This is a genomic window from Streptomyces graminofaciens (genome assembly GCF_030294945.1).
GTDB lineage: Bacteria > Actinomycetota > Actinomycetes > Streptomycetales > Streptomycetaceae > Streptomyces > Streptomyces graminofaciens.
In genome coordinates this window covers 9,811,511-9,833,339 of record NZ_AP018448.1, presented here as the reverse complement: position 1 = coordinate 9,833,339, position 21,829 = coordinate 9,811,511, and the positions used below count along the sequence as shown (strand labels likewise).

Here is a 21,829-nt window from a genome sequence, read left to right as displayed (position 1 = left end):
ACAGGGGCCGCTCGACCCTGCCTACTCCCCCACGCCCGCGAGGTCTCGCAGCCGCCGGGCCTGCGCGGCACGCTCGGCCGCCCGCTGCTCGTCGTACCCACGGCTCTGGGCACCGCGCAGCAGCGCCTTGGTCTCGATGACCGCGTCCCGTGGCGCGGCCACGAGCGCCGACGCCAAGTCCTTCACAGCGGCGTCGAGTTGGTCCCCGGGCACGGCGAGGTTCGCGAGCCCGATGCGCTCGGCCTCCGCGGCCTGGACGAAGCGTCCGGTCGCGCAGATCTCCAGCGCGCGGGCGTACCCGACGAGGCTCACCAGCGGATGTGTGCCGGTGAGGTCGGGAACGAGTCCGAGGCTGGTCTCGAGCATGGCGAACTGCACGTCGTCCGCGACGACCCGCAGGTCACAGGCGAGCGCGAGCTGGAAGCCCGCACCGACGGCGTGGCCCTGCACGGCGGCGATGGACACGAGGTCGTTACGGCGCCACCAGGTGAACGCCTCCTGGTACGCGGCGATGGTCATGTCGAGTTCGGCGTCGTCCTGGCGCGCGAGGTCGATCAAGGACGGCTCGCCCTCGATCCCCTCGGGCGTGAACATCTGCCGGTCGAGCCCGGCGGAGAACGACTTGCCCTCGGCACGCAGCACGACCACACGGACGGAGCCCGGCAGTGCCCGCCCGGCCTCGGTGAGCGCGCGCCACAGAGCGGGGCTCTGCGCGTTGCGCTTGGCCGGGTTGGTCAGCGTCACCGTGCCGAGCGCATCGTCGACGGTGAGCCGAACGCCGTCCTGGTCGAGCAGCGGTTCGAGCGAAGCCATGGGGCGCCTCCGGTGAGTGCGGTCAGCAGAGCGATGGAACGATGCTAAGTGACTGCACAGTAACCACCCGGCCGATCAGACGACCGACCGGGTGGCCACCATCGAAGCCGATGGGCCGCCCGGAGTCAGGACGAGGCGGCCTTCTTGCCCCGCGTCGCTCCGCCACGCCCTCGAAGCGTGACGCCCGACTCGCTGAGCATCCGGTGTACGAAGCCATACGAGCGGCCGGTTTCCTCGGCCAGCGCCCGAATGCTCGCACCGGAGTCGTACTTCTTCTTCAGGTCTGCCGCGAGCTTGTCGCGCGCGGCGCCGGTCACCCGGCTGCCCTTCTTCAGAGTCTCGGCCACCCGTGCCTCCTCATGGGAAGTGCGCTCTGGTCTCCTCATGATCACCCCTCCGGGGCGGGTTGGCCACCCATTCGGCAAGGTCCGTGAGACAAGGTTTTGACGACAGGAGTGCGTCCCCACGAGTGGAACCTGTCATTCCGCCCGGAGTCGTCCGTACGGCCGAACGAGTGGATCCATGAAGTGGCAGGTCAGGGACGCACGACGGCCGAGCCCTCAGTACAGAAGGGCTCGGCCGTGAAATCGATGTAGGACACACCTCGGTACGAGGAGATCTCACACAGATGATGGATCACCGATGGGCCGAATGATCCAGCCGCAGTTGATCAACCCCTGCCAGGCAGTTGATCGACGGTTCGATCAGGCGAGTGCGACGAGATCCGCGTAGTCCGCGCCCCACAGGTCCTCGACGCCGTCCGGCAGCAGGATGATCCGCTCCGGCTGGAGCGCCTCGACCGCGCCCTCGTCGTGGGTGACGAGGACGACCGCGCCCTTGTAGGTGCGCAGCGCGCCGAGGATCTCCTCGCGGCTGGCCGGGTCGAGGTTGTTCGTCGGCTCGTCGAGGAGGAGGACGTTCGCGGAGGACACCACGAGGGTCGCGAGCGCGAGACGGGTCTTCTCGCCGCCGGAGAGGACCCCGGCCGGCTTGTCGACGTCGTCGCCGGAGAACAGGAACGAGCCGAGCGTCTTGCGGATCTCGACCAGGTCCAGGTCGGGGGAGGCGGAGCGCATGTTCTCCAGGACCGTGCGCTCCGGGTCGAGGGTCTCGTGCTCCTGTGCGTAGTAGCCGAGCTTGAGGCCGTGGCCCTCGATCACCTCGCCGGTGTCGGGCTTCTCGACGCCGCCGAGGAGGCGCAGGAGGGTGGTCTTGCCGGCGCCGTTGAGGCCGAGGATGACGACGCGGGAGCCCTTGTCGATGGCCAGGTCGACGTCGGTGAAGATCTCCAGCGAGCCGTACGACTTCGACAGGCCTTCGGCGGTGAGCGGGGTCTTGCCGCAGGGCGCGGGATCGGGGAAGCGCAGCTTGGCGACCTTGTCGGAGACCCGTACCGCGTCGAGGCCGGCGAGGAGCCGGTCGGCGCGCTTGGCCATGTTCTGCGCGGCGACGGTCTTGGTGGCCTTGGCGCGCATCTTGTCGGCCTGCGAGTGCAGCGCGGCGGCCTTCTTCTCGGCGTTCTGCCGCTCGCGCTTGCGGCGCTTCTCGTCGGCCTCGCGCTGCTGCTGGTAGAGCTTCCAGCCCATGTTGTAGACGTCGATCTGGGCGCGGTTGGCGTCCAGGTAGAACACCTTGTTGACGACCGTCTCGACCAGGTCGACATCGTGGGAGATCACGATGAAGCCGCCGCGGTAGGTCTTGAGGTAGTCGCGCAGCCAGACGATCGAGTCGGCGTCGAGGTGGTTCGTCGGCTCGTCGAGCAGCAGGGTGTCGGCGTCGGAGAACAGGATCCGGGCCAGCTCGATACGGCGGCGCTGACCGCCGGAGAGCGTGTGCAGCGGCTGTCCGAGCACCCGGTCGGGGAGGTTCAGCGCGGCGGCGATGGTGGCGGCCTCGGCCTCGGCGGCGTATCCGCCCTTGGTGAGGAACTCCGTCTCCTGCCGCTCGTACTGGCGCATGGCCTTCTCGCGGGTGGAGCCCTGGCCGTTGGCGATGCGCTGTTCGTTCTCGCGCATCTTGCGGATCAGTACGTCGAGGCCGCGGGCGGAGAGAACACGGTCGCGGGCGAGGACGTCGAGGTCGCCGGTGCGGGGGTCCTGCGGGAGGTAGCCGACCTCGCCGGAGCGGGTGATGGTGCCGCCGGCCGGGAGGCCCTCACCGGCCAGGCACTTGGTGAGGGTGGTCTTGCCGGCGCCGTTGCGACCGACCAGGCCGATGCGGTCGCCCTTGGCGACGCGGAAGGTGGCGGACTCGATGAGGACACGGGCACCGGCGCGCAGCTCGATACCGGAGGCGGAGATCACGGACAGACTCCAGGGCGGACTTGGGTGGCGGGCGGGCGGCTGAGGACGTTCCCGCCGTCTAATGCGCGAGGAGAATGGCCATGGGCCAATTCTAACTGGGGGCAGCAAGCGGTTATCCGCCGTGGCCGCAAGGCCTCACGTGGTATCGGTCACCGCCGCGCCGGACACCGGTCTGTGTCGGTTCCGTCGGGTCTCGCGGTCGGGATGGCGTTGTCGGTGGCCGGTGCGAGACTGGGCGACAGGTGGGATTCCGGGCCGGGGAGAGGGCGTGATCGGCATGGCGGGAAAGGGCGAGGGCCGTCCGAGTATCTATCCGACGGTGTTGTACGCGGACGCCAAGGCGGCCATCAAGCTGCTCACGGAGGGGCTGGGCTTCAGTGAACTGTCCGTGTACGAGGACGAGGACGGCGCGGTGCTGCACGCGGAGCTGGTGCAGGGCAACGGCGCGGTGATGCTCGGCTCCAAGGGCCGCGGCGGTGTGTTCGACACCGCGATGAAGGGCGCCGGGCCCGCGGGCGTCTACATCGTCGTGGACGACGTGGACGCCCATCACCGGCGGGCCGTGGAGCACGGCGTGGAGATCCTGATGCCCCCGACGGACCAGGACTACGGCTCGCGGGACTACATGGCCCGGGACGTCGAGGGCAATGTGTGGAGCTTCGGTACGTACGCCCCGGACATAGCGGTCTGACGCCGGGCCGGGGCGCCGCGTCGGCCGCCGTCGCCTCCGGCTCTTCCCCCGCGTTCCCCGGTCAGCTGCCTCCGGTGTGCACCTGGAAGGCGGCCCTGCGGACGGCCTTGGCGAGCGCCGGGTCGGGGTGGGCGGCGGCGAGGGCGACCAGGACCTGCACGGTGCGGGGGTGCCCGACCGCGCGGACCTCGTCGAGCAGCGCGGGGACCGTGGCCTGCACGGCGGACTCCAGATGCCGTACGAGGAGCGGGGCCTCGCCGTGGTCGGCGACGGCCGCGGCGGTGTCCACCCAGAGCCAGGTGGCCTCCTCGCGGGTGAGCACCTCGTGCGCGTCCTCGGGGTCGGCGCCGTCGTGCTCGGCGAGCCACAGCAGCGCGTAGGGGCGCAGCGGGGTCTCGTCGACGACGGCACGGACGTCCGGCTCGGCGGGGGCGCCGACGACGCGCAGCGCCTCGAAGGCGAGGCCGCGGATGAGGGCGTCCTCGCCGCGGGCGGCGGCGATGAGCTCGGTGACGGCGCCGCCGACGGGACGGGCGGCGAGCCAGGCGCGGTACTCGGCGCGGGCCGCGTTCGGGCGGAGCTGGGCGCAGCCGCGGAGCATGTCCTCGGCGGACACCTCGATGTTCCCGGCGGGGCTCTGCGCGGCGACGCAGATCTGCTCCAGCTTCACCCACACCGCCCAGCTGCCGAGCGGGGTGAGGGTGGCCTGGCCGTCGCCGCAGGTGAGGGCTCCGACGGAGGCGAGGGCGTCGAGGGCCCAGTCGAGGAGCGGGGCGAGCGGGGTGTCGTCGGGGCCGGGCTCGGCTGTTCGCTCGGGCTGCGGCACGTAGGGGATCTCGCAGCGCTCGGTGCGCAGTTCGGTGACCCGCTGTTCGAGGAGGTCGAGGAGCTGCTCCACGGGGACGGGGCCGGCGGAGAGCTGGAGGAAGGAGAGCACCTGGGGCATCGCCGAGACGACCTCGGCGACGGCGGCGGGCTCACGGTCCGCGGGCTCGGGGTGGGCGATGGACCAGGCGTCGAAGAAGGCGACCCAGCCGCGCAGTACGGCGCTGTCGTCGCGGTTCCAGGCGCGCAGTCGCCAGCCGGGACGGGCGCTGTCGCCGTGCACCTCGACGAGGCCGGCCAGTCGGGCCGTGTCCCAGTCGTGGCGGACCTGATCCGGGGTCAGCCCCAGTTCGGCGGCGGCCCGGCCGGCGGTCGCCTCGGAGAGGGTGCCCTTGCCGTCGGGGCTCGCGCTGTCGCGGCCGGGGCGCAGGGCCGCGTCGGCCCAGCGGGCGACACGGGCCGCGGCCGCCAGGCCGGCGCGGGCCATGCGGGCGAGTTCCGCGGGTGGCGGGGTGCCCTCCGGCGGCCGGGGGGCCGGTCTGCGGCGCTGGGTCACTGCTGCTCGGGGAGCGGCGGCCAGGGTTCGCGGGCTGACGAGTCGGAGCCTGGAGTCGCGCGGGTTACGGGACGTCACGGGGGCAGTCTTCCGGTTGACGGTCCGAAAACCCAAACGGAATGTCACAGCGGGCGACAGGGGTGGCCAACGCACGGGGTTCCCCGGAGGCTCGGCGGGGGCCGGAGGAGGGCGGGAGGAAGGCCGAACAGGGGCCGCCACAGGGGCAGTACGAGGGTGGTTGGGAGGGGTGTGCGAGGGTTCGTCCGGGGTGCGGATCGCCGTGGTGGGGCCGGAAGCGGAATGGAACGTACCTATCCGTCGACGGGGTGAGCACCACAGCGCCGCCGACCGTGCGCGGAGGTGACCTCCGGACTCACATGAGCGGGGTGAGGAAGCGGCGGAGGGCCTCTTCGTAGGCGGCGGGGTCGGCGTTCCACATGGCGCCGTGCGGGGCGTTCCGGACGGTCCGCAGGGAGATCTGCTGGGGGCGGAGCGCGGCGAGGCGGCGGGAGGCGTCCCAGGGGGCGACGACGTCGTCCGGGCCGTGGAAGATCAGGGTCGGCGCCTTGAGCCGCGGCGGGACGGCCGTCTGGTCGTCGGAGTCGCCGCGCAGACCCTCGACGCGGCCCTGGGCGGCGCGGACCGCGAGGGGCAGCAGGGCGCCGGGGGTGCGGCGGGCCGTGGCGAGGGCGCGCAGGGTGGCCGGCCAGTCGAGGACGGGCGAGTCCAGGACGAGGCCGGTGACGCGGTCGCGCAGCGCGGAGTGCTCGGCGGCGCGCAGGGCCATGGTGGCGCCGGTGGACCAGCCGTGCAGGACGATCCGCCGGGCGCCGTGGCTCAGCGCGTGGCGGACGGCCGCGTCGACGTCGCGCCACTCGGTCTCGCCGAGGTGGTTCAGGCCGTCCGGGGAGCGTGGTGCGCCGAGGTCGCCCCGGTAGGCGAGGGCGAGCACCGGGAAGCGGTGGCGGTGCAGGAACTCCATGATGTTCATGGGGTGTTCGCGGGTGGTGCCGAGGCCGTGCACGGCGATGACCCAGGTGTCGCGGGGCGCGGGCACGAACCAGGCGGGCAGGATGCCGAGTTCGCCGGGGATCTCGACCTCGGTGTGGTCGAGGCCGAGGGCGCCGCCCGGGTCGCCGCGGTGCAGGGCCGGGGTGAGCCACACCCGGTCGCCCGCTTCCAGGGTGCCGTGGGTGACGCGCTCCAGGCGGCGTACGACGGTGTCGGCGGAGTGGGCGGGGCCGTTCAGTACGTCGCCGACGACCGCGTGGGAGTCGTCGCCGGTGAGGCCGTAGGTGCCGGGGCGCTGCGAGGCGAAGGCGCGGGTCAGCGCGATCCGGCCCGCGGCGGTGGCGTGCACGGTCAGCCGGGGTTCCGTGGGCAGCGGGCGGCCCGGTGGCGCCTTGAGCGCGGCGTCACTGGCCAGCCGGCCGGCGGCGACACCGGCCGCCCCGGCCGCGAACGCGACACCGGCAGCCGCGACTGCCGCTCTGACTGCACGCACGGCTCCAGTGTCCCGGCGGAGCCGGTCGTGGGCCAGTGGGCGTGCGTTTCGGGTGATGTGCGCACGTCTCCGGTCGGGAACCGGATACAGCCCTCACTCGGCTGCCGCGCTCCCCCAGCGTCCCGCTCGAACCCGCTCAAAGCCGCCGCTGTCCGTACTCCCGGAGCTTCTCCCCCGCCTCCGCGACCTGGTCCCGGGTGAGCAGTGTCGGCGACAGGCCGGGGACCGAGGACGCCGTCAGCCAGACGCGGGACATCCATTCCAGTTGGGCCGTGCGGTCGTAGGCCTCGGAGAGGGTGTTTCCGTATGTGATCGTGCCGTGGTTCTGGAGGAGACAAGCCGTGCGGTCCGTCAGGGCGCGGAGCATGTTCTCGGCCAACTCTTCGGTGCCGTAGGTCGCGTAGGGGGCGACGCGGACGGGTCCGCCGAGGGCGCCGGACATGTAGTGGATCAGCGGCAGCTCGCGGACGAGGGTGGAGACGGCCGTCGCGTGGACGGCGTGGGTGTGGACCACGGCGCGGGCGTCGGTGGTGTTGTGGATCGCCAGGTGCATGGGGAGTTCGCTCGTCGGGCGGAGCGTGCCGAGGACCTGTCGGCCGGAGAGGTCCACGCCCGTCGCGTCGGCCGGCGTCAGACGGTCGTACGGCACGCCCGTCGGTGTGACCAGGACGGTGTCGCCGACGCGTACGGAGACGTTGCCGGAGGTGCCGACGACCAGACCCTCGGCGACCGTCCGGCGGGCGGTCGCGACGAGTTCGCCCCACGCGCCCGCCACGTCGTCCGGCAGGCCCGGGTTCCGTGCGCCCTGTGCGCGCCCGCCCGTGTCCCGCTCGCCCCGTCCGTCGTCCCGCTGCTCAGCCATGCCGCGATCCTGCCAGGCGGTGGTCCGGACGGCCCGCGGGCGGGGGCACTGTAGGGCGGACGGCAGGGGCCCCGGTAGGGCGCATATGCATATACATCCACCTCTGATGGTGATTGGCCGGAGATCGACCGGCATCCGCGGATCTTCCAATAGCCTCCGGATGTTTTTGCCGTACATGTCGCCATTCCGGGGGGAAACATGGCCTGTGATCGCAAACCGTCCCGTCTCCGCAACCGCGCTCTCGCGGCGGCGGTCACCACGCTCGCCCTAGGGGGGACCGCCCTCGCCGAGATCGACGTCTCGGCCGCCGGCAAGCCCAAGGGGCATGACGTGTCCTCGCACCAGAAGAACGTCGACTGGGCGAGCGCGAAGTCGAAGGGCGCCAGGTTCGTCTACGTCAAGGCGACCGAGTCCACCACCTACCGCAACCCCTACTTCGACCAGCAGTACGAAGGGTCGCGCGACGCGGGCCTGATCCGCGGCGCGTACCACTTCGCGGTGCCGAACGAGTCGTCCGGGAAGACGCAGGCCGCGTACTTCGTGAACAACGGCGGCGGCTGGCGCGCGGACGGCTGGACGCTGCCGCCGACGCTCGACATCGAATACAACCCGTACGACAGGAAGAAGAAGTGCTACGGCCTGAGCGACGGCAGGATGGTCGACTGGATCAAGTCCTTCAGCGACGAGGTGAAACGGCTGACCGGCCGCCGTCCGGTGATCTACACGACCACCCACTGGTGGAAGACGTGCACCGGCAACAGCGCGGCCTTCGGCGCGAACCATCCGCTGTGGCTCGCCCGCTACGACTCGGCGGGGGCGGGCGAACTGCCCGCCGGATGGACGTTCTGGACGATCTGGCAGCACGACAACGCCAGTGGCAGCCTGCCCGGTGACCAGAACCTCTTCAACGGCTCCATGGCCCGGCTCAAGAAGTTCGCCAAGGGCTGAGCCCTCACACCGGGACCTCATGAGAGGCTTCCGGAGTCTGGGATTCCACCTCAGTTCGAGGTTCGGGCCCGTCGTTCCGCCGGGATTCGGCACATCGCCGTCCGCAAGCGGAACGACGGCACCCCGATCACTACACCCTCCGGTCCGCCTCAGTTCATCTTCCGTTCACCCAGGCTGCCTACGGTCCACATGTCACTGACGTCCGAAAGAAGCCCGGGTAAATGGAAAACTTCTCGCTGATCCTCGCGATCGTGGTGATCACCGCGCTCGCGTTCGATTTTACGAACGGTTTCCACGACACCGCCAACGCGATGGCCACCACCATCTCGACCGGCGCAATGAAGCCCAAGGTCGCGGTCGCCATGTCCGCCGCGCTCAACCTTGTCGGCGCGTTCCTGTCCATCGAGGTCGCCAACACAATCTCCAAGGGACTCGTCGACGAGTCCGGCATCCAGCCAGAGGTGATCTTCGCGGCGCTCGTCGGCGCCATCCTCTGGAACCTGGTGACCTGGCTGGTCGGTCTCCCCTCCAGTTCCTCGCATGCGCTGATGGGCGGCCTGGTCGGCGCCACCATCGCCTCGGTCGGCCTGAACGGCGTCCACGGCGACGTCCTTGTCACCAAGGTGCTGATCCCGGCCATCGCGGCCCCGCTGGTCGCGGGCATCGCGGCGTCGTTCGCCACCCGGCTGACGTACAAGCTGGGCGCGCACACCAGTGAGAAGGCCTCCCGCAAGGGCTACCGCGCCGGTCAGATCGCCTCCGCCGGTCTGGTCTCGCTGGCGCACGGCACGAACGACGCGCAGAAGACGATGGGCATCATCACCCTCGCCCTGGTCACCGGTGGCGCCCTCGCGCCCGACTCGGACCCGCCGCTGTGGGTCATCCTGTCCGCCGGTCTCGCCATCGCGCTCGGCACCTACCTGGGCGGCTGGCGCATCATCCGCACGATGGGCAAGGGCCTGACCGACCTCCAGCCGCAGCAGGGCTTCGCCGCCCAGACCAGCGCGGCCACGGTCATCCTGGCCTCCTCGCACCTGGGCTTCTCGCTCTCCACCACGCACTCGGTCTCCGGTGCCGTGATGGGCGCGGGCCTCGGCCGCAAGGGCGGTGTCGTCCGCTGGTCCACCGCGACCCGGATGTTCGTCGCCTGGGGTCTGACGCTCCCGGCCGCCGCGCTCGTCGCCGCGCTCGCCGAGTGGGTGACCTCGTTCGGCGGCTGGGGCACCGGTCTGGTCGCCGTCTTCCTCATCGCCTCCAGCGCCGCGATCTGGATGATCTCGCGCCGCGAGGTGGTCGATCACACGAACGTGAACGACTCCGAGGAACCCCCCGGTGTGGTTACCGCGGCGATCGCCGCCGTCACCCCGCCGCCGGTCGGCACGGTCGCCGAGGACCTCACGGCCACGATCCCGGCCCCGGCGACCGCCGCGGCCGCCACCGCCGCCGAGACCCCGGCGAACCCGTCGGCGCCGACACCGGCCGTCTGAGCCCCGCGACTCCCGCGACCCCCTGAGGAAGAATCACCATGCACATCGACTGGGCAGCCCTCGGCTCCGTCTTCGGAGTCAGCCTCGTGGTGACCGTGGCCCTCGTCGGCCTGTTCACCCTCGGCATCGTCGGCCTCTCCAAGCGTGAGACCGCCACGGCCGCCGGCAACTCGGCGGCACTCCCCACGACAGCGGCGTACGCCTGCTTCGCGGCGTGCGCGGCGGCGGTGGCCTACGGGATCTATCTGATCATGGCCTGACGCCACGCCGCTCCTGCGGCACCTGGCACAAAGCCCTCACGGTGAATTCGATCACCGTGAGGGCTTTTGTCTGCGTCGGCATCGCGGTTACGACCACCAGCCGGAGCACCTCGAGCCCCTCTCGTCGACGACCCAGTGGGTCCTGCCGGCCGCGGCCGGCAGGACGAGCACGGGGCCTTCGCCCCCGTTTCGAGTCACGCGCCAGAACGTGTCCCTCCGCCGCGCGGGCGCGGTGGAGGGCCGGCCACACCCGGCGCGTCTCCCCGCGTTGAACGACCCGATGCCGCTCGTCGGCGCTCGGCTTTCGTACTGCCGTTCCCGCAGATTCGGGCGCCTGACGATATTTCAGCGATGTGGGGCTCAGCACACCACTACGCCGCAGGTCAACGGCGAGTTGACGGGTCTTCCGGGGGCGTGGTGGACTGCCGGGGCCATGTACGACGGCAGGAGAGGAAGCCGGTGCGAGTCCGGCGCGGTCCCGCCACTGTCACCGGGGAAGAACCTTCCCGGGAGCCAGGAACTCTCGCCGTCGGTCTCGTCGAACCAGGGCGTGGACACCCTGAGTGAGGACATATCGCCATGCGCGGCTGCCGTTCGAGCTTCAGTACCTGGCCCTTTCCCGACCTCCCGATCGGCTGACCGCATGCGTGCCGATCGCGTCTTCGCGTACGGCGCCGCCGCCGGCCTCCTCGGCGACCTGCTGCTCGGCGATCCTCGCCGGGGGCATCCGGTCGCCGCGTTCGGGCGGGCCGCGGGTGCCGTGGAGCGGGTGTTGTGGCGGGACCACCGGGGGTGGGGGGCGCTGCACACCGCCGTGTGCGCGGGGGGCGCCGTGGCGTTGGGCGCCTTGGCCGCGTCTGCGGCACGGCCGTCCCGTACCGCTTCCGTCGCGTTGACCGCCGCCACCACCTGGGCCGTCGTCGGGGGGACTTCCCTCGGGCGGGAGGCCCGGGCCATCGGGCATGCCCTGGAGACGGGGGATGTCGAGGCCGCCCGGGCGCGGTTGCCCCATCTGTGCGGGCGGGATCCGCAGGCGCTCGACGCCGACGGGATCGCCCGGGCCGTCGTCGAGTCCGTTGCCGAGAACACCTCCGACGCGGTGGTGGGGGCGTTGGTGTGGGGGGCCGTGGGGGGTGTGCCTGGGCTCGTCGGGTTTCGGGCCGTCAACACGCTCGATGCGATGGTCGGGCACAAGTCGCCTCGCCATCGGCGGTACGGGTGGGCTTCGGCTCGGCTGGACGACGTCGCCGGGTGGCCGGGGGCCCGGCTCACCGCTGTGCTCGCCGGCGTCGCCGGGGGTGACCGCCGTGGGGCCGTACGGGCCTGGCGTGCCGATGCCCGGAAGCATCCGAGTCCCAACGCCGGGCCTGTGGAGGCGTCGTTCGCGGGGGCGCTGGGGGTGCGGCTGGGTGGGACGTTGTCGTACGGGGGGCGGGTCGAGCACCGGCCTGTGCTGAATGGGGAGGGGCGGGCTGTGGTGGTCGGGGACATCGAGCGGGCCGTTCGGTTGTCCCGGCGGGTGAGTTGGCTGGCGTTGGGGGTCAGTGCGGGTGGCGCGTTGCTGCGGAACCGGGTCATGAGGCGCCCGGCACAGCGGATGCGGTCGGGGGGTGCCTCATGACCGGTGGGGGTCTGCTCGTCGCCGGGACCACCTCTGACGCCGGGAAGAGTGTGGTCACCGCGGGGATCTGTCGGTGGCTGGTGCGGCAGGGGGTGCGGGTCGCGCCGTTCAAGGCGCAGAACATGTCCCTCAATTCGTTCGTGACGCGGGAGGGCGCCGAGATCGGGCGGGCGCAGGCCATGCAGGCGCAGGCCTGTCGGGTCGAGCCGACCGCGTTGATGAATCCGGTGCTGCTGAAGCCGGGCGGTGAGCGCAGCAGTCAGGTCGTGCTCATGGGGAAGCCCGTGGGCGAGATGAGTGCGCGCGGGTACCACGGCGGGCGGCAGCAGGCTCTGCTCGGGACCGTGTTGGAGTGTCTCGCCGAGTTGCGGGGCACGTATGACGCGGTGATCTGTGAGGGGGCCGGCAGCCCCGCCGAGATCAATCTTCGGCGGACCGACATCGTCAACATGGGGATCGCCCGGAACGCCGGGCTGCCCGTGCTCGTCGTCGGCGACATCGATCGTGGTGGGGTCTTCGCGTCGTTCTTCGGGACCGTCGCGCTCCTCTCCCCCGAGGACCAGGCGCTCGTCGCCGGGTTCCTCGTCAACAAGTTCCGGGGGGACGTGTCCCTGTTGGAGCCGGGGCTCGACATGCTGCTCGGGCTCACCGGGCGGCGTACGTACGGTGTGCTGCCCTTCCGGCACGGGCTCGGGATCGACGAGGAGGACGGGCTGCGGGTGTCCCTGAGGGGCACCGTGCGGGAGTCGAACGTCTCCCCGCCCGTGGGGGAGGACGTGCTGCGGGTCGCCGTGTGTGCGATCCCTCTGATGTCCAACTTCACCGATGTCGACGCGCTGGCCGCCGAACCGGGCGTCGTCGTGCGTTTCGTGGACCGGCCCGAGGAGCTCGCGGACGCCGATCTCGTCGTCGTCCCGGGGACCCGGGGGACCGTACGGGCGCTGGAGTGGCTGCGGGAACGCGGGCTGGCCGACGCCCTGAGGCGGCGGGCCGCCGAGCAGCGGCCCGTGCTCGGCATCTGCGGTGGCTTCCAGATCCTCGGCGAGCACATCGAGGACGACGTCGAGAGCCGGCAGGGGCGGGTCGAGGGGCTCGGGGTCCTGCCCGTGCGGGTGCGGTTCGCCCGCGAGAAGACCCTCACCCGGCCGGTGGGGGAAGCCCTCGGCGAGCGGGTCGAGGGGTACGAGATCCATCACGGGGTCGCCGACGTCCACGGAGGGGTCCCCTTCCTGGACGGGTGCCGGGTCGGACAGACCTGGGGTACGCACTGGCACGGGTCGTTGGAGTCCGACGGGTTCCGGCGGGCCTTTCTGCGTGAGGTGGCCGCCGCCGCGGGGCGCCGCTTCGTACCGGCCCCCGACACCTCGTTCGCCGCGCTGCGCGAGGAGCAGCTCGACCGGCTCGGCGACCTGATCGAACAGCACGCGGACACGGACGCGCTCCGACGGCTCATCGAGTCGGGCGCTCCGCAAGGACTGCCTTTCATTCCACCGGGAGCGCCCGCATGAACACAGTGTTGTTGTTGTCGACCGCAGACACGGATCTGCTGGCGGCCCGGGCCGCGTCCGACGCCTCGTACCGGATCGGCAATCCGACCCGGGTGCAGGTCGCGGAGGAACTGCCCGGTCTTCTCGACGGTGCCGACATCGCCGTCGTACGGCTGCTCGGGGGCAAGCGGGCCTGGGAGGACGGGCTGGCCGCGCTCAAGGCCTCCGGCATCCCGACCGTCCTGCTGGGCGGCGAGGCCGTCCCGGACGCCGAGTTGATGGCCGAGTCGTCCGTCCCGGCCGGAGTCGTGGCCGAGGCGCTGCGCTACCTCGTCGAGGGCGGGCCCGCCAACCTCACCGAGCTGGCGCGCTTCCTGTCCGACACCGTGCTGCTGACGGGTGAGGGGTTCGACGAGCCGCGGAAGATGCCCGAGTACGGGGTGCACGGGGAGCGGGAGTTCGTCGACGGTCGGCCCACCGTCGGTGTGCTCTTCTACCGGGCGCACGAACTCAGCGGCAACACCGCCTTCGTGGACACGCTCTGCGACGCCGTCGAGGCGAAGGGCGCCAACGCGCTCCCCGTGTACTGCGGGTCGCTGCGCGGGGCGGACTCCGGGCTCTACGAGATCCTCGGCCGGGCCGACACGCTCGTCGCCACCGTCCTCGCCGCCGGCGGCGCCCACGCCTCGCAGGCCTCCGCCGGTGGTGACGAGGAGGCCTGGGACATCGGGGCGCTCGCCGACCTCGACGTGCCGGTGCTGCAAGGGCTCTGCCTCACCTCGTCGAAGCGGGCGTGGGACGAGTCCGACGCCGCCCTCTCCCCCATGGACGCGGCGATGCAGGTCGCGATCCCGGAGTTCGACGGGCGGCTGATCACGGTCCCCTTCTCCTTCAAGGAGCAGGGCCCCGACGAGGTCCCGGTGTACGTCGCCGACCCCGAGCGGGCCGCCCGGGTCGCCGGGATCGCCGTACGGCACGCGCTGTTGAAGTACAAGCCGAACGCCGAGAAGAAGCTGGCGCTGGTGTTCACCGCCTACCCGACCAAGCACTCGCGGGTCGGCAACGCGGTCGGGCTCGACACGCCCGCTTCGGCGGTGCGCGTCCTGGACGCCCTGAAGGAAGCCGGGTACGGGGTCACCGAATACCCCTCCGGCGGCGACGAGTTGATCCATCGGCTCATCAACGCCGGTGGGCACGACGTCGAGTGGCTGACCGAGGAGCAGCTGGCCGCCGCGCCCGCGCGGGTGCCGCTCGCCGACTACCGGGCGTGGTTCGACAAGCTCGACCCGGAGCTGCGCGCGGGGATGCTGGAGGCGTGGGGCGAGCCGCCGGGCTCCCTCTACGTCGACGGGGACGAGATCGTGCTCGCCTCCCTCCAGTTCGGGAACGTCGTCGTGATGATCCAGCCGCCGCGCGGCTTCGGCGAGAACCCGATCGCGATCTACCACGACCCGGACATGCCGCCGTCGCACCACTACATGGCGGCGTACCGCTGGCTGGAGAACAGTTTCGGCGCCGACGCGATCGTGCACATGGGCAAGCACGGCACGATGGAGTGGCTGCCGGGCAAGGGGCTGGGGCTGAGCGGGGGCTGCGCGCCGGACGCCGTCCTCGGCGATCTGCCGCTCATCTACCCGTTCATCGTCAACGACCCCGGTGAGGGCACCCAGGCCAAGCGGCGCGGGCACGCCACGGTCGTCGACCACCTCGTGCCGCCGATGGCGCGTGCGGACACGTACGGCGATCTGGCGAAGCTGGAGCAGCTGCTCGACGAGTACGCGCTCGTCTCCGATCTGGACCCGGCGAAGGCGCCGGCCGTGCGGGCGCAGATCTGGACGCTGGTGAAGGCGGCCGAGCTGCACCACGATCTGCATGTCGAGGACCAGCCGGGCGAGGACGACTTCGACGAGTTCGTCATGCACATCGACGGCTATCTGTGCGAGATCAAGGATGTGCAGATCCGGGACGGGCTGCACATCCTCGGCGGCGGCCCCGTCGGTGAGCCGCGCGTCAACCTCGTGCTCGCCGTGCTGCGTGCCTCGCAGGTGTGGGGTGGGCAGGCGAACGCGCTGCCGGGGCTGCGGGCTTGCCTCGCGGTCCATTTCGGGCTCATCGAGAAGGAGTTGCTCGCCGAGCCCGGCGCTCCCGTCAAGGTGCCGGTCGAGCTGACCGAGCTCGTGGACGGCCCGTCCCGGACGGCGGCGGACGCCATCGACCTCCTCGAACAGCTGTGCAGGCGGGTCGCCGAGGGCATGGAGGCGCGGGACTGGGACGTCACGCTCGTCCGGGCCGTCGTGCGCGGGGTGCTCGGTGTCGAACTCCCCGACGGCGTCGCCGTGTTGGAGTTCGCGTGCAACGAGGTCGTGCCCCGACTGGCGAGGACGACCGACGAGATCGGGCACATCCTGAAGGCCCTGGACGGCGGTTACGTCCCGGCGGGTCCGTCCGGGTCGCCGACGCGCGGGCTGGTGAACGTCCTCCCGACCGGGCGCAACTTCTACTCCGTCGACCCCAAGGCCATCCCCTCCCGGCTGAGCTGGGAGGTCGGGCAGTCGCTCGCCGACTCGCTCGTGCAGCGGTACCTCCAGGACACGGGTGAGTACCCGAAGTCCGTCGGCCTGACGGTCTGGGGCACGTCCGCGATGCGCACCCAGGGCGACGACATCGCGGAGATCCTGGCGCTGCTGGGCTGCCGGCCTGTGTGGGACGACGCCTCGCGCCGGGTGACCGGGTTCGAGGTCATCGCGCCGGAGGAGCTGGGGCGGCCGCGCATCGATGTGACGGTCCGGATCTCCGGGTTCTTCCGGGACGCGTTCCCGCACGTGGTCGGGCTGATCGACGACGCCGTACGGGCCGTGGCCGAGCTGGACGAGCCCGCCTCGCAGAACTACGTGAAGGCGCACGCCGACGCGGACACCGCCGAGCACGGGGACCGGCGGCGGGCGACGGCCCGGATCTTCGGGTCCAAGCCGGGCGCGTACGGGGCCGGTCTCCTGCCCCTGATCGACGCCCGCAACTGGCGCTCCGACGCCGATCTGGCCGAGGTGTACGCCGTCTGGGGCGGTTACGCGTACGGGCGGGGGCTCGACGGGCGGGCGGCGCGCGGGGACATGGAGACGGCGTTCCGGCGGATCGCCGTCGCCGCGAAGAACGTCGACACGCGTGAGCACGACCTCGTCGACGCGGACGACTACTTCCAGTACCACGGCGGCATGGTCGCCATGGTGCGCCATCTGACGGGGGCGAGCCCCGAGGCGTACGTCGGTGACTCCGCCGTGCCCGACCAGGTGAGGACGCGGACCCTCGGCGAGGAGACCCACCGCGTCTTCCGCGCCCGCGTCGTCAACCCCCGCTGGATGGCGGCCATGCGGCGCCACGGCTACAAGGGCGCCTTCGAGATGGCGGCGACCGTCGACTACCTGTTCGGGTACGACGCGACGGCCGGGGTCGTGGACGACTGGATGTACGAGAAGCTCAGCGCCGAGTACGTCTTCGACGCGGAGAACCAGGACTTCATGAAGAAGTCCAACCCGTGGGCGCTGCGGGGGATCACGGAGAGGCTCCTGGAGGCCGCCGACCGCGGTCTGTGGGCCGAGCCGGACGCCGACACGATCGAGCGGCTGCGGGCCACCTACCTGGAGCTCGAAGGCGACTTGGAGGGCAACCAGTGACGACTCCTTTCCCGTTCACGGCCGTCGTCGGCCAGGACGACCTGCGGCTCGCGCTGCTGCTGAACGCCGTGTCGCCGGCGGTCGGCGGTGTGCTCGTTCGAGGTGAGAAGGGGACGGCGAAGAGCACCGCCGTGCGTGCCCTCTCGGCGTTGCTGCCGGAGGTGGACGTCGTCGCCGGGTGCCGTTTCTCGTGCGACCCCGCGAAGCCGGACTCCGCATGCCCGGACGGCCCGCACGAGCCGGGGGCTTTCGCGTCCCGTCCGTCCCGCATGGTCGAGCTGCCCGTCGGCGCCTCCGAGGACCGGCTGGTGGGCGCGCTGGACATCGAGCGGGCGCTCTCGGAGGGCGTGAAGGCGTTCGAGCCGGGGCTGCTCGCGGACGCGCACCGCGGGATTCTGTACGTCGACGAGGTCAACCTCCTCCACGACCACCTCGTCGACCTGCTGCTCGACGCGGCCGCGATGGGCGCGTCGTACGTCGAGCGCGAGGGTGTGTCCGTGCGGCACGCGGCCCGCTTCCTGCTCGTCGGAACCATGAACCCCGAGGAGGGCGAGCTGCGGCCGCAGCTCCTCGACCGGTTCGGGCTGACCGTGGAGGTGGCCGCCTCCCGGGAGCCCGACCAGCGGGTGGAGGTCGTACGGCGGCGGCTCGCCTACGACGACGATCCGGCCGGCTTCGCGGACCGCTGGGCGGACGAGGAGGCCGCCGTACGGGCGCGGATCGTGGCGGCGCGGGAGTTGTTGCCGTCCGTGCGGCTGGGCGACGGGGCGCTGCGGCAGATCGCGGCGACCTGTGCGGCCTTCGAGGTGGACGGGATGCGGGCCGACATCGTGATGGCGCGGACCGCTACCGCCCTGGCCGCCTGGGCCGGGCGGGACCAGGTGCTCGCGGAGGATGTGCGGCAGGCCGCGCTGCTCGCGCTGCCGCACCGCCGACGCCGGAACCCGTTCGACGCGCCGGGACTCGACGAGGACAAGCTCGACGAGACGCTGGAGGAGTTCTCCGGCGAGGACGACGAGGATCCCGATCCGGGGCCCGACGGGCCCGGTGGGGGCGGGCAGCCGCCGTCCTCCGAGCCCGAGGGGCCGCAGGCCGACGGTGGTTCCGGTGCGCAGCCGGAGGCCGGGGAGGGCGGGGAGCCGCAGCCCTCCGGCGCCGGTTCGGGCGAGCAGTCCGCCGTACGGGCCGCCGAGCCCTTTCGTACCAAGGTGCTGAGCGTGCCGGGGCTCGGCGAGGGCGCCTCCGGGCGGCGTTCGCGGGCGCGGACCGAGCACGGGCGGACGACCGGGGCCCGGCGGCCCCGGGGGACGCTGACCAAGCTGCATCTGGCGGCGACCGTGCAGGCGGCGGCGCCGCATCAGCGGGCGCGGGGGCGGTCGGGTCCGGGGCTGGTCGTGCGCCGGGACGATCTGCGGCAGGCGACCCGGGAGGGGCGTGAGGGCAACCTCGTGCTGTTCGTGGTCGACGCCTCGGGGTCGATGGCGGCCCGGCAGCGGATGAGTGCCGTGAAGGGGGCCGTGCTGTCGCTGCTCCTCGACGCGTATCAGCGGCGGGACAAGGTGGGGCTGGTGACGTTCCGGGGGTCGGCCGCCGAGGTGGCGTTGCCGCCGACCTCGTCGGTGGACGCGGCGGCCGTCCGGCTGGAGTCGCTGCCGACGGGCGGGCGTACGCCGCTCGCGGCGGGGCTGCTCCGCGCCCATGAGGTGCTGCGGGTGGAACGGCTGCGGGATCCGGCGCGGCGCCCGCTGGTCGTCGTGGTCACGGACGGTCGGGCGACGGGCGGGCCCGAGCCGGTCGCGCTGGCTTCGCGTGCGGCTCGGCTGTTCGCCGCCGAGCAGGTCGCCTCCGTGGTCGTCGACTGCGAGTCCGGGCCCGTGCGGCTGGGGCTCGCGGGGCAGCTCGCGGGTGAGCTGGGCGGTACGGCGGTGACGCTCGACGAGCTTCGTGCGGACTCGATCGCCGGGCTGGTCAAGGGAATTCAGGGGACTTCGAGGAGGGCCGCGTAATGCCTCAGGGGCAGCCGAGTGTGGTGCCGGACGACGGGTTGACGACTCGTCAGCGTCGTAATCGCCATCTTGTCGTCGTGCACACGGGGATCGGGAAGGGCAAGTCGACCGCCGCCTTCGGGCTGGCGCTGCGGGCCTGGAACCAGGGGTGGCCGATCGGGGTGTTCCAGTTCGTCAAGTCGGCGAAGTGGAAGGTCGGCGAGGAGAACGCGCTGCGTGTGCTCGGGGCGTCCGGTGAGGGCGGGTCCGTCGACTGGCACAAGATGGGCGAGGGCTGGTCGTGGGTGCAGCGCGATCTTCAAGGGGACAACTCCAGCAACGAGGAGAAGGCCCGGGAGGGCTGGGAGCAGGTCAAGCGGGACCTCGCGGCCGAGACGTACAAGCTGTATGTGCTGGATGAGTTCGCGTATCCCCTGCACTGGGGGTGGATCGACACCGATGAGGTCGTCGACGTGCTGCGGAATCGGCCGGGGACCCAGCATGTCGTCATCACCGGGCGGAACGCGCCCGAGAAGCTCGTCGAATTCGCCGACCTCGTGACGGACATGTCCAAGGTCAAGCATCCGATGGACGCGGGCCAGAAGGGCCAGAGAGGCATCGAGTGGTGAGTACGTCCGTCCCACGGCTGGTCGTCGCCGCGCCCTCCTCGGGCAGCGGCAAGACCACCGTCGCCACGGGGTTGATGGCCGCGTTCACCGCGCGGGGGCTCGCCGTGTCCCCGCACAAGGTGGGGCCGGACTACATCGACCCCGGGTATCACGCGCTCGCGACCGGGCGGGTGGGGCGGAACCTCGACGCGTATCTGTGCGGGCCGGAGCTGGTCGCTCCACTGTTTCTGCACGGGGCGGCCGGGTGTGACCTCGCCGTCGTCGAGGGTGTGATGGGGATGTACGACGGGGCCGCCGGGGAGGGTGAGCTGGCGTCCACCGCGCATGTGGCGAAGTTGCTGCGGGCGCCGGTGGTGCTGGTCGTGGACGCGTCGTCGCAGTCGCGGTCGGTGGCCGCGCTGGTGCATGGCTTCGTGTCGTGGGACCCGGAGGTGCGGGTCGGGGGCGTGATCCTGAACAAGGTCGCCTCGGACCGGCACGAGGAGCTGCTGCGGGAGGCGCTGGAGTCGGCAGGGGTTCCGGTGCTGGGAGTCCTGCGGCGAGTCGCCCAGGTGGACACTCCTTCGCGGCATCTGGGGCTGGTGCCGGTCGCCGAGCGGCGGGCGGCGGCCGTGGAGGCTGTTGCCGCGATGGCTGCGCAGGTTTCGGCGGGGTGCGATCTTGAGGCGCTGGTAGGGCTGGCGCGGAGTGCGGGGGCGTTGTCGTGTGCGGCTTGGGACGCGGCCGGGGCGCTTGCCTCTTCGCCCCCGCCGCCCCTTCCCGTCCCGTCCCCGGGGGCTGCGCCCCCAGACCCCCGCCTTCGGCCCGAAGAGCCTCGTCCTCGGACGCCGGACGGGCTGAGGGTTGCTGTCGCCGGTGGATCGGCGTTCACGTTCTCCTATGCCGAGCACGCCGAACTGCTCACCGCCGCCGGTGCCGAAGTCGTCCCCTTCGACCCCCTCCGTGATGAGCGACTGCCCGACGGAACACGCGGGTTGGTGATCGGCGGCGGCTTTCCGGAGGTGTACGCCTCCGAGCTGTCCGCCAACGAGCCCCTGCGCAAGGCCGTTGCGGCGCTCGCGGAGAGCGGCGCTCCCGTCGCCGCCGAGTGTGCCGGGCTGCTGTATCTGTGCCGGGAGCTGGACGGGCGGCCCATGTGCGGCGTGCTCGACGCCGACGCCCGGATGAGCGAGCGGCTCACCCTCGGGTACCGGGACGCCGTCGCCGTGAGCGACAGCGTGCTCGCCGTCGCCGGGACCCGGATGCGGGGGCACGAGTTTCACCGGACGGTCGTCGAGCCGGGCGCGGGGGCCGCTCCCGCCTGGGGTGTGCGTACGCCCGTACGACGGGTCGAGGGTTTTGTACAGCGAGGTGTGCACGCGAGTTATCTGCACACGCACTGGGCGTCCGAGCCCGGTGTCGCCCGTCGGTTCGTGGAGAGGTGCCGGACGTCATGAGCAGCAGCAGGTTGATCGGAGTCGGGGTGGGTCCCGGCGATCCCGAGCTGGTGACCGTCAAGGGTGTCAACGCTCTGCGGGACGCCGATGTCGTCGTCGTGCCCGTGATGGACACGGGAGAGCGAGGGCGCGCCGAGGCGACCGTGCTGCACTACGTGGGCGTCGAGAAGGTCGTACGGGTCGTGTTCGCGCTCAACGAGCGGACCGACCGGGCGCGGCGCGAGGCCGCCTGGGACGCCGCCGGGGAGCGCGTCGCCCAGCTCCTCCGGGAGCACGGGACCGTCGCCTTCGCCACCATCGGTGATCCGAACGTGTACTCCACTTTCACCTATCTCGCGCAGACCATCGGCGAGGTCGTGCCCGGGACCGTCGTCGAGACCGTGCCGGGCATCACCGCCATGCAGGACCTCGCCGCGCGTTCCGGTGCCGTGCTGACGGAGGGGACCGAGCCGCTCACGCTCGTGCCGGTCACGGCGGGCTCGGCCGTACTGAAGGACGCTCTTCAGGGGCCCGGCACCGTCGTCGCGTACAAGTTCGGGCGGCAGGCGGCCGAGGTCGCCGAGGCGCTGCGGGAGACCGGGCGGATCGAGGACGCCGTGTGGGGGTCCGCGCTCGGGCTGGCGGAGGAGTCCATCCGTTCCGCCGCCCATCTGGACGGCAGCCCCCTCCCCTACCTCTCCACCCTCATCGCGCCCGCCCGGCGCGAGGGCGGGCGCGGCGGCAAGCTGTGAGCACACGCATCACACCGGGC

Annotated in this window: 17 protein-coding genes and 1 riboswitch; of the genes, 11 read left to right on the top strand and 6 right to left on the bottom strand. The window is 71.9% G+C overall.

All coding sequences use genetic code 11. From position 1 onward, the window contains the following. Positions 1 to 21: 21 nt before the first annotated feature. The 3 genes from SGFS_RS43270 to SGFS_RS43260 all read right to left on the bottom strand — a co-directional run bounded on the left by SGFS_RS43270 (position 22) and on the right by SGFS_RS43260 (position 3,116). A complete protein-coding gene (locus SGFS_RS43270) occupies positions 22 to 813 on the bottom strand; it encodes an enoyl-CoA hydratase/isomerase family protein (RefSeq protein WP_286257862.1) in 792 nt (263 codons plus the stop codon). A 125-nt stretch (positions 814 to 938) separates the two neighbouring features. Continuing rightward, positions 939 to 1,160, bottom strand: coding sequence for a helix-turn-helix domain-containing protein (locus tag SGFS_RS43265; RefSeq protein WP_004002281.1), 222 nt, complete (start codon positions 1,158 to 1,160; stop codon positions 939 to 941). Positions 1,161 to 1,517: 357 nt separating this feature from the next. After that, positions 1,518 to 3,116, bottom strand: coding sequence for an ABC-F family ATP-binding cassette domain-containing protein (locus SGFS_RS43260; protein WP_286257859.1), 1,599 nt, complete (start codon positions 3,114 to 3,116; stop codon positions 1,518 to 1,520). A 277-nt stretch (positions 3,117 to 3,393) separates the two neighbouring features. Here SGFS_RS43260 and SGFS_RS43255 point away from each other — a divergent pair, with 277 nt between their 5' ends. Beyond that, entirely contained in the window at positions 3,394 to 3,807 is a 414-nt protein-coding gene (locus tag SGFS_RS43255; RefSeq protein ID WP_286260354.1) for a VOC family protein, read from the top strand. A gap of 61 nt (positions 3,808 to 3,868) precedes the next feature. Here SGFS_RS43255 and SGFS_RS43250 read toward each other — a convergent pair whose 3' ends face one another. From SGFS_RS43250 to SGFS_RS43240, 3 genes are all read right to left on the bottom strand, one after another. Further along, positions 3,869 to 5,266 (bottom strand): hypothetical protein, encoded by a 1,398-nt coding sequence (locus SGFS_RS43250; protein WP_286257857.1) that lies wholly within the window; start codon positions 5,264 to 5,266, stop codon positions 3,869 to 3,871. A 295-nt stretch (positions 5,267 to 5,561) separates the two neighbouring features. Then, complete coding sequence (locus tag SGFS_RS43245; RefSeq protein WP_286257854.1) at positions 5,562 to 6,692, bottom strand: alpha/beta hydrolase; 1,131 nt, start codon at positions 6,690 to 6,692, stop codon at positions 5,562 to 5,564. 136 nt (positions 6,693 to 6,828) lie between these two features. Beyond that, complete coding sequence (locus tag SGFS_RS43240) at positions 6,829 to 7,554, bottom strand: class II aldolase/adducin family protein (RefSeq protein WP_286257853.1); 726 nt, start codon at positions 7,552 to 7,554, stop codon at positions 6,829 to 6,831. A gap of 198 nt (positions 7,555 to 7,752) precedes the next feature. Between SGFS_RS43240 and SGFS_RS43235 the strand changes: the two genes are divergently transcribed. The 10 genes from SGFS_RS43235 (at position 7,753) to cobI (ending at position 21,809) form a co-directional block, all read left to right on the top strand. After that, complete coding sequence (locus SGFS_RS43235) at positions 7,753 to 8,502, top strand: lysozyme (RefSeq protein WP_286257852.1); 750 nt, start codon at positions 7,753 to 7,755, stop codon at positions 8,500 to 8,502. Between the two features lie 221 nt (positions 8,503 to 8,723). Next, positions 8,724 to 9,989, top strand: a complete 1,266-nt coding sequence (locus SGFS_RS43230; RefSeq protein WP_286257851.1) for an inorganic phosphate transporter — start codon at positions 8,724 to 8,726, stop codon at positions 9,987 to 9,989. 38 nt (positions 9,990 to 10,027) lie between these two features. After that, the gene (locus tag SGFS_RS43225; protein WP_286257849.1) at positions 10,028 to 10,249 is read left to right on the top strand and encodes a hypothetical protein; all 222 of its coding nucleotides are present in this window, start codon (positions 10,028 to 10,030) and stop codon (positions 10,247 to 10,249) included. Positions 10,250 to 10,673: 424 nt separating this feature from the next. Beyond that, positions 10,674 to 10,794, top strand: a riboswitch (cobalamin riboswitch). 98 nt (positions 10,795 to 10,892) lie between these two features. Continuing rightward, entirely contained in the window at positions 10,893 to 11,870 is a 978-nt protein-coding gene (locus tag SGFS_RS43220) for a cobalamin biosynthesis protein (protein WP_286257848.1), read from the top strand. Next, on the top strand, positions 11,867 to 13,378 hold the full coding sequence (locus tag SGFS_RS43215) for a cobyric acid synthase (protein ID WP_286257847.1): 1,512 nt from the start codon (positions 11,867 to 11,869) through the stop codon (positions 13,376 to 13,378). Before SGFS_RS43220 ends, SGFS_RS43215 begins: the two co-directional genes overlap by 4 nt. After that, positions 13,375 to 17,028: a cobaltochelatase subunit CobN gene (gene cobN / locus SGFS_RS43210; RefSeq protein WP_286257846.1), complete on the top strand. Its 3,654-nt coding sequence runs from the start codon at positions 13,375 to 13,377 to the stop codon at positions 17,026 to 17,028. Before SGFS_RS43215 ends, cobN begins: the two co-directional genes overlap by 4 nt. After that, the gene (locus SGFS_RS43205; protein WP_286257845.1) at positions 17,025 to 19,034 is read left to right on the top strand and encodes a putative cobaltochelatase; all 2,010 of its coding nucleotides are present in this window, start codon (positions 17,025 to 17,027) and stop codon (positions 19,032 to 19,034) included. Before cobN ends, SGFS_RS43205 begins: the two co-directional genes overlap by 4 nt. Next, positions 19,034 to 19,642: a cob(I)yrinic acid a,c-diamide adenosyltransferase gene (gene cobO, locus SGFS_RS43200; protein WP_286257844.1), complete on the top strand. Its 609-nt coding sequence runs from the start codon at positions 19,034 to 19,036 to the stop codon at positions 19,640 to 19,642. The genes SGFS_RS43205 and cobO overlap by 1 nt, the downstream gene beginning before the upstream one ends. Next, the gene (locus SGFS_RS43195) at positions 19,639 to 21,078 is read left to right on the top strand and encodes a cobyrinate a,c-diamide synthase (RefSeq protein WP_286257843.1); all 1,440 of its coding nucleotides are present in this window, start codon (positions 19,639 to 19,641) and stop codon (positions 21,076 to 21,078) included. The genes cobO and SGFS_RS43195 overlap by 4 nt, the downstream gene beginning before the upstream one ends. After that, the gene (gene cobI / locus SGFS_RS43190) at positions 21,063 to 21,809 is read left to right on the top strand and encodes a precorrin-2 C(20)-methyltransferase (protein WP_286257841.1); all 747 of its coding nucleotides are present in this window, start codon (positions 21,063 to 21,065) and stop codon (positions 21,807 to 21,809) included. Before SGFS_RS43195 ends, cobI begins: the two co-directional genes overlap by 16 nt. Positions 21,810 to 21,829 lie beyond the last annotated feature (20 nt).

Bases quoted from the DNA above. Each gene is read 5' to 3' on its own strand.
- SGFS_RS43270 (WP_286257862.1), bottom strand. From the start codon at position 813: ATGGCTTCGCTCGAACCGCTGCTCGACCAGGACGGCGTTCGGCTCACC.
- SGFS_RS43255 (WP_286260354.1), top strand. From the start codon at position 3,394: ATGGCGGGAAAGGGCGAGGGCCGTCCGAGTATCTATCCGACGGTGTTG.
- SGFS_RS43240 (WP_286257853.1), bottom strand. From the start codon at position 7,554: ATGGCTGAGCAGCGGGACGACGGACGGGGCGAGCGGGACACGGGCGGG.
- SGFS_RS43235 (WP_286257852.1), top strand. From the start codon at position 7,753: ATGGCCTGTGATCGCAAACCGTCCCGTCTCCGCAACCGCGCTCTCGCG.
- SGFS_RS43230 (WP_286257851.1), top strand. From the start codon at position 8,724: ATGGAAAACTTCTCGCTGATCCTCGCGATCGTGGTGATCACCGCGCTC.
- SGFS_RS43225 (WP_286257849.1), top strand. From the start codon at position 10,028: ATGCACATCGACTGGGCAGCCCTCGGCTCCGTCTTCGGAGTCAGCCTC.
- SGFS_RS43220 (WP_286257848.1), top strand. From the start codon at position 10,893: ATGCGTGCCGATCGCGTCTTCGCGTACGGCGCCGCCGCCGGCCTCCTC.
- SGFS_RS43215 (WP_286257847.1), top strand. From the start codon at position 11,867: ATGACCGGTGGGGGTCTGCTCGTCGCCGGGACCACCTCTGACGCCGGG.
- cobN (WP_286257846.1), top strand. From the start codon at position 13,375: ATGAACACAGTGTTGTTGTTGTCGACCGCAGACACGGATCTGCTGGCG.
- cobO (WP_286257844.1), top strand. From the start codon at position 19,034: ATGCCTCAGGGGCAGCCGAGTGTGGTGCCGGACGACGGGTTGACGACT.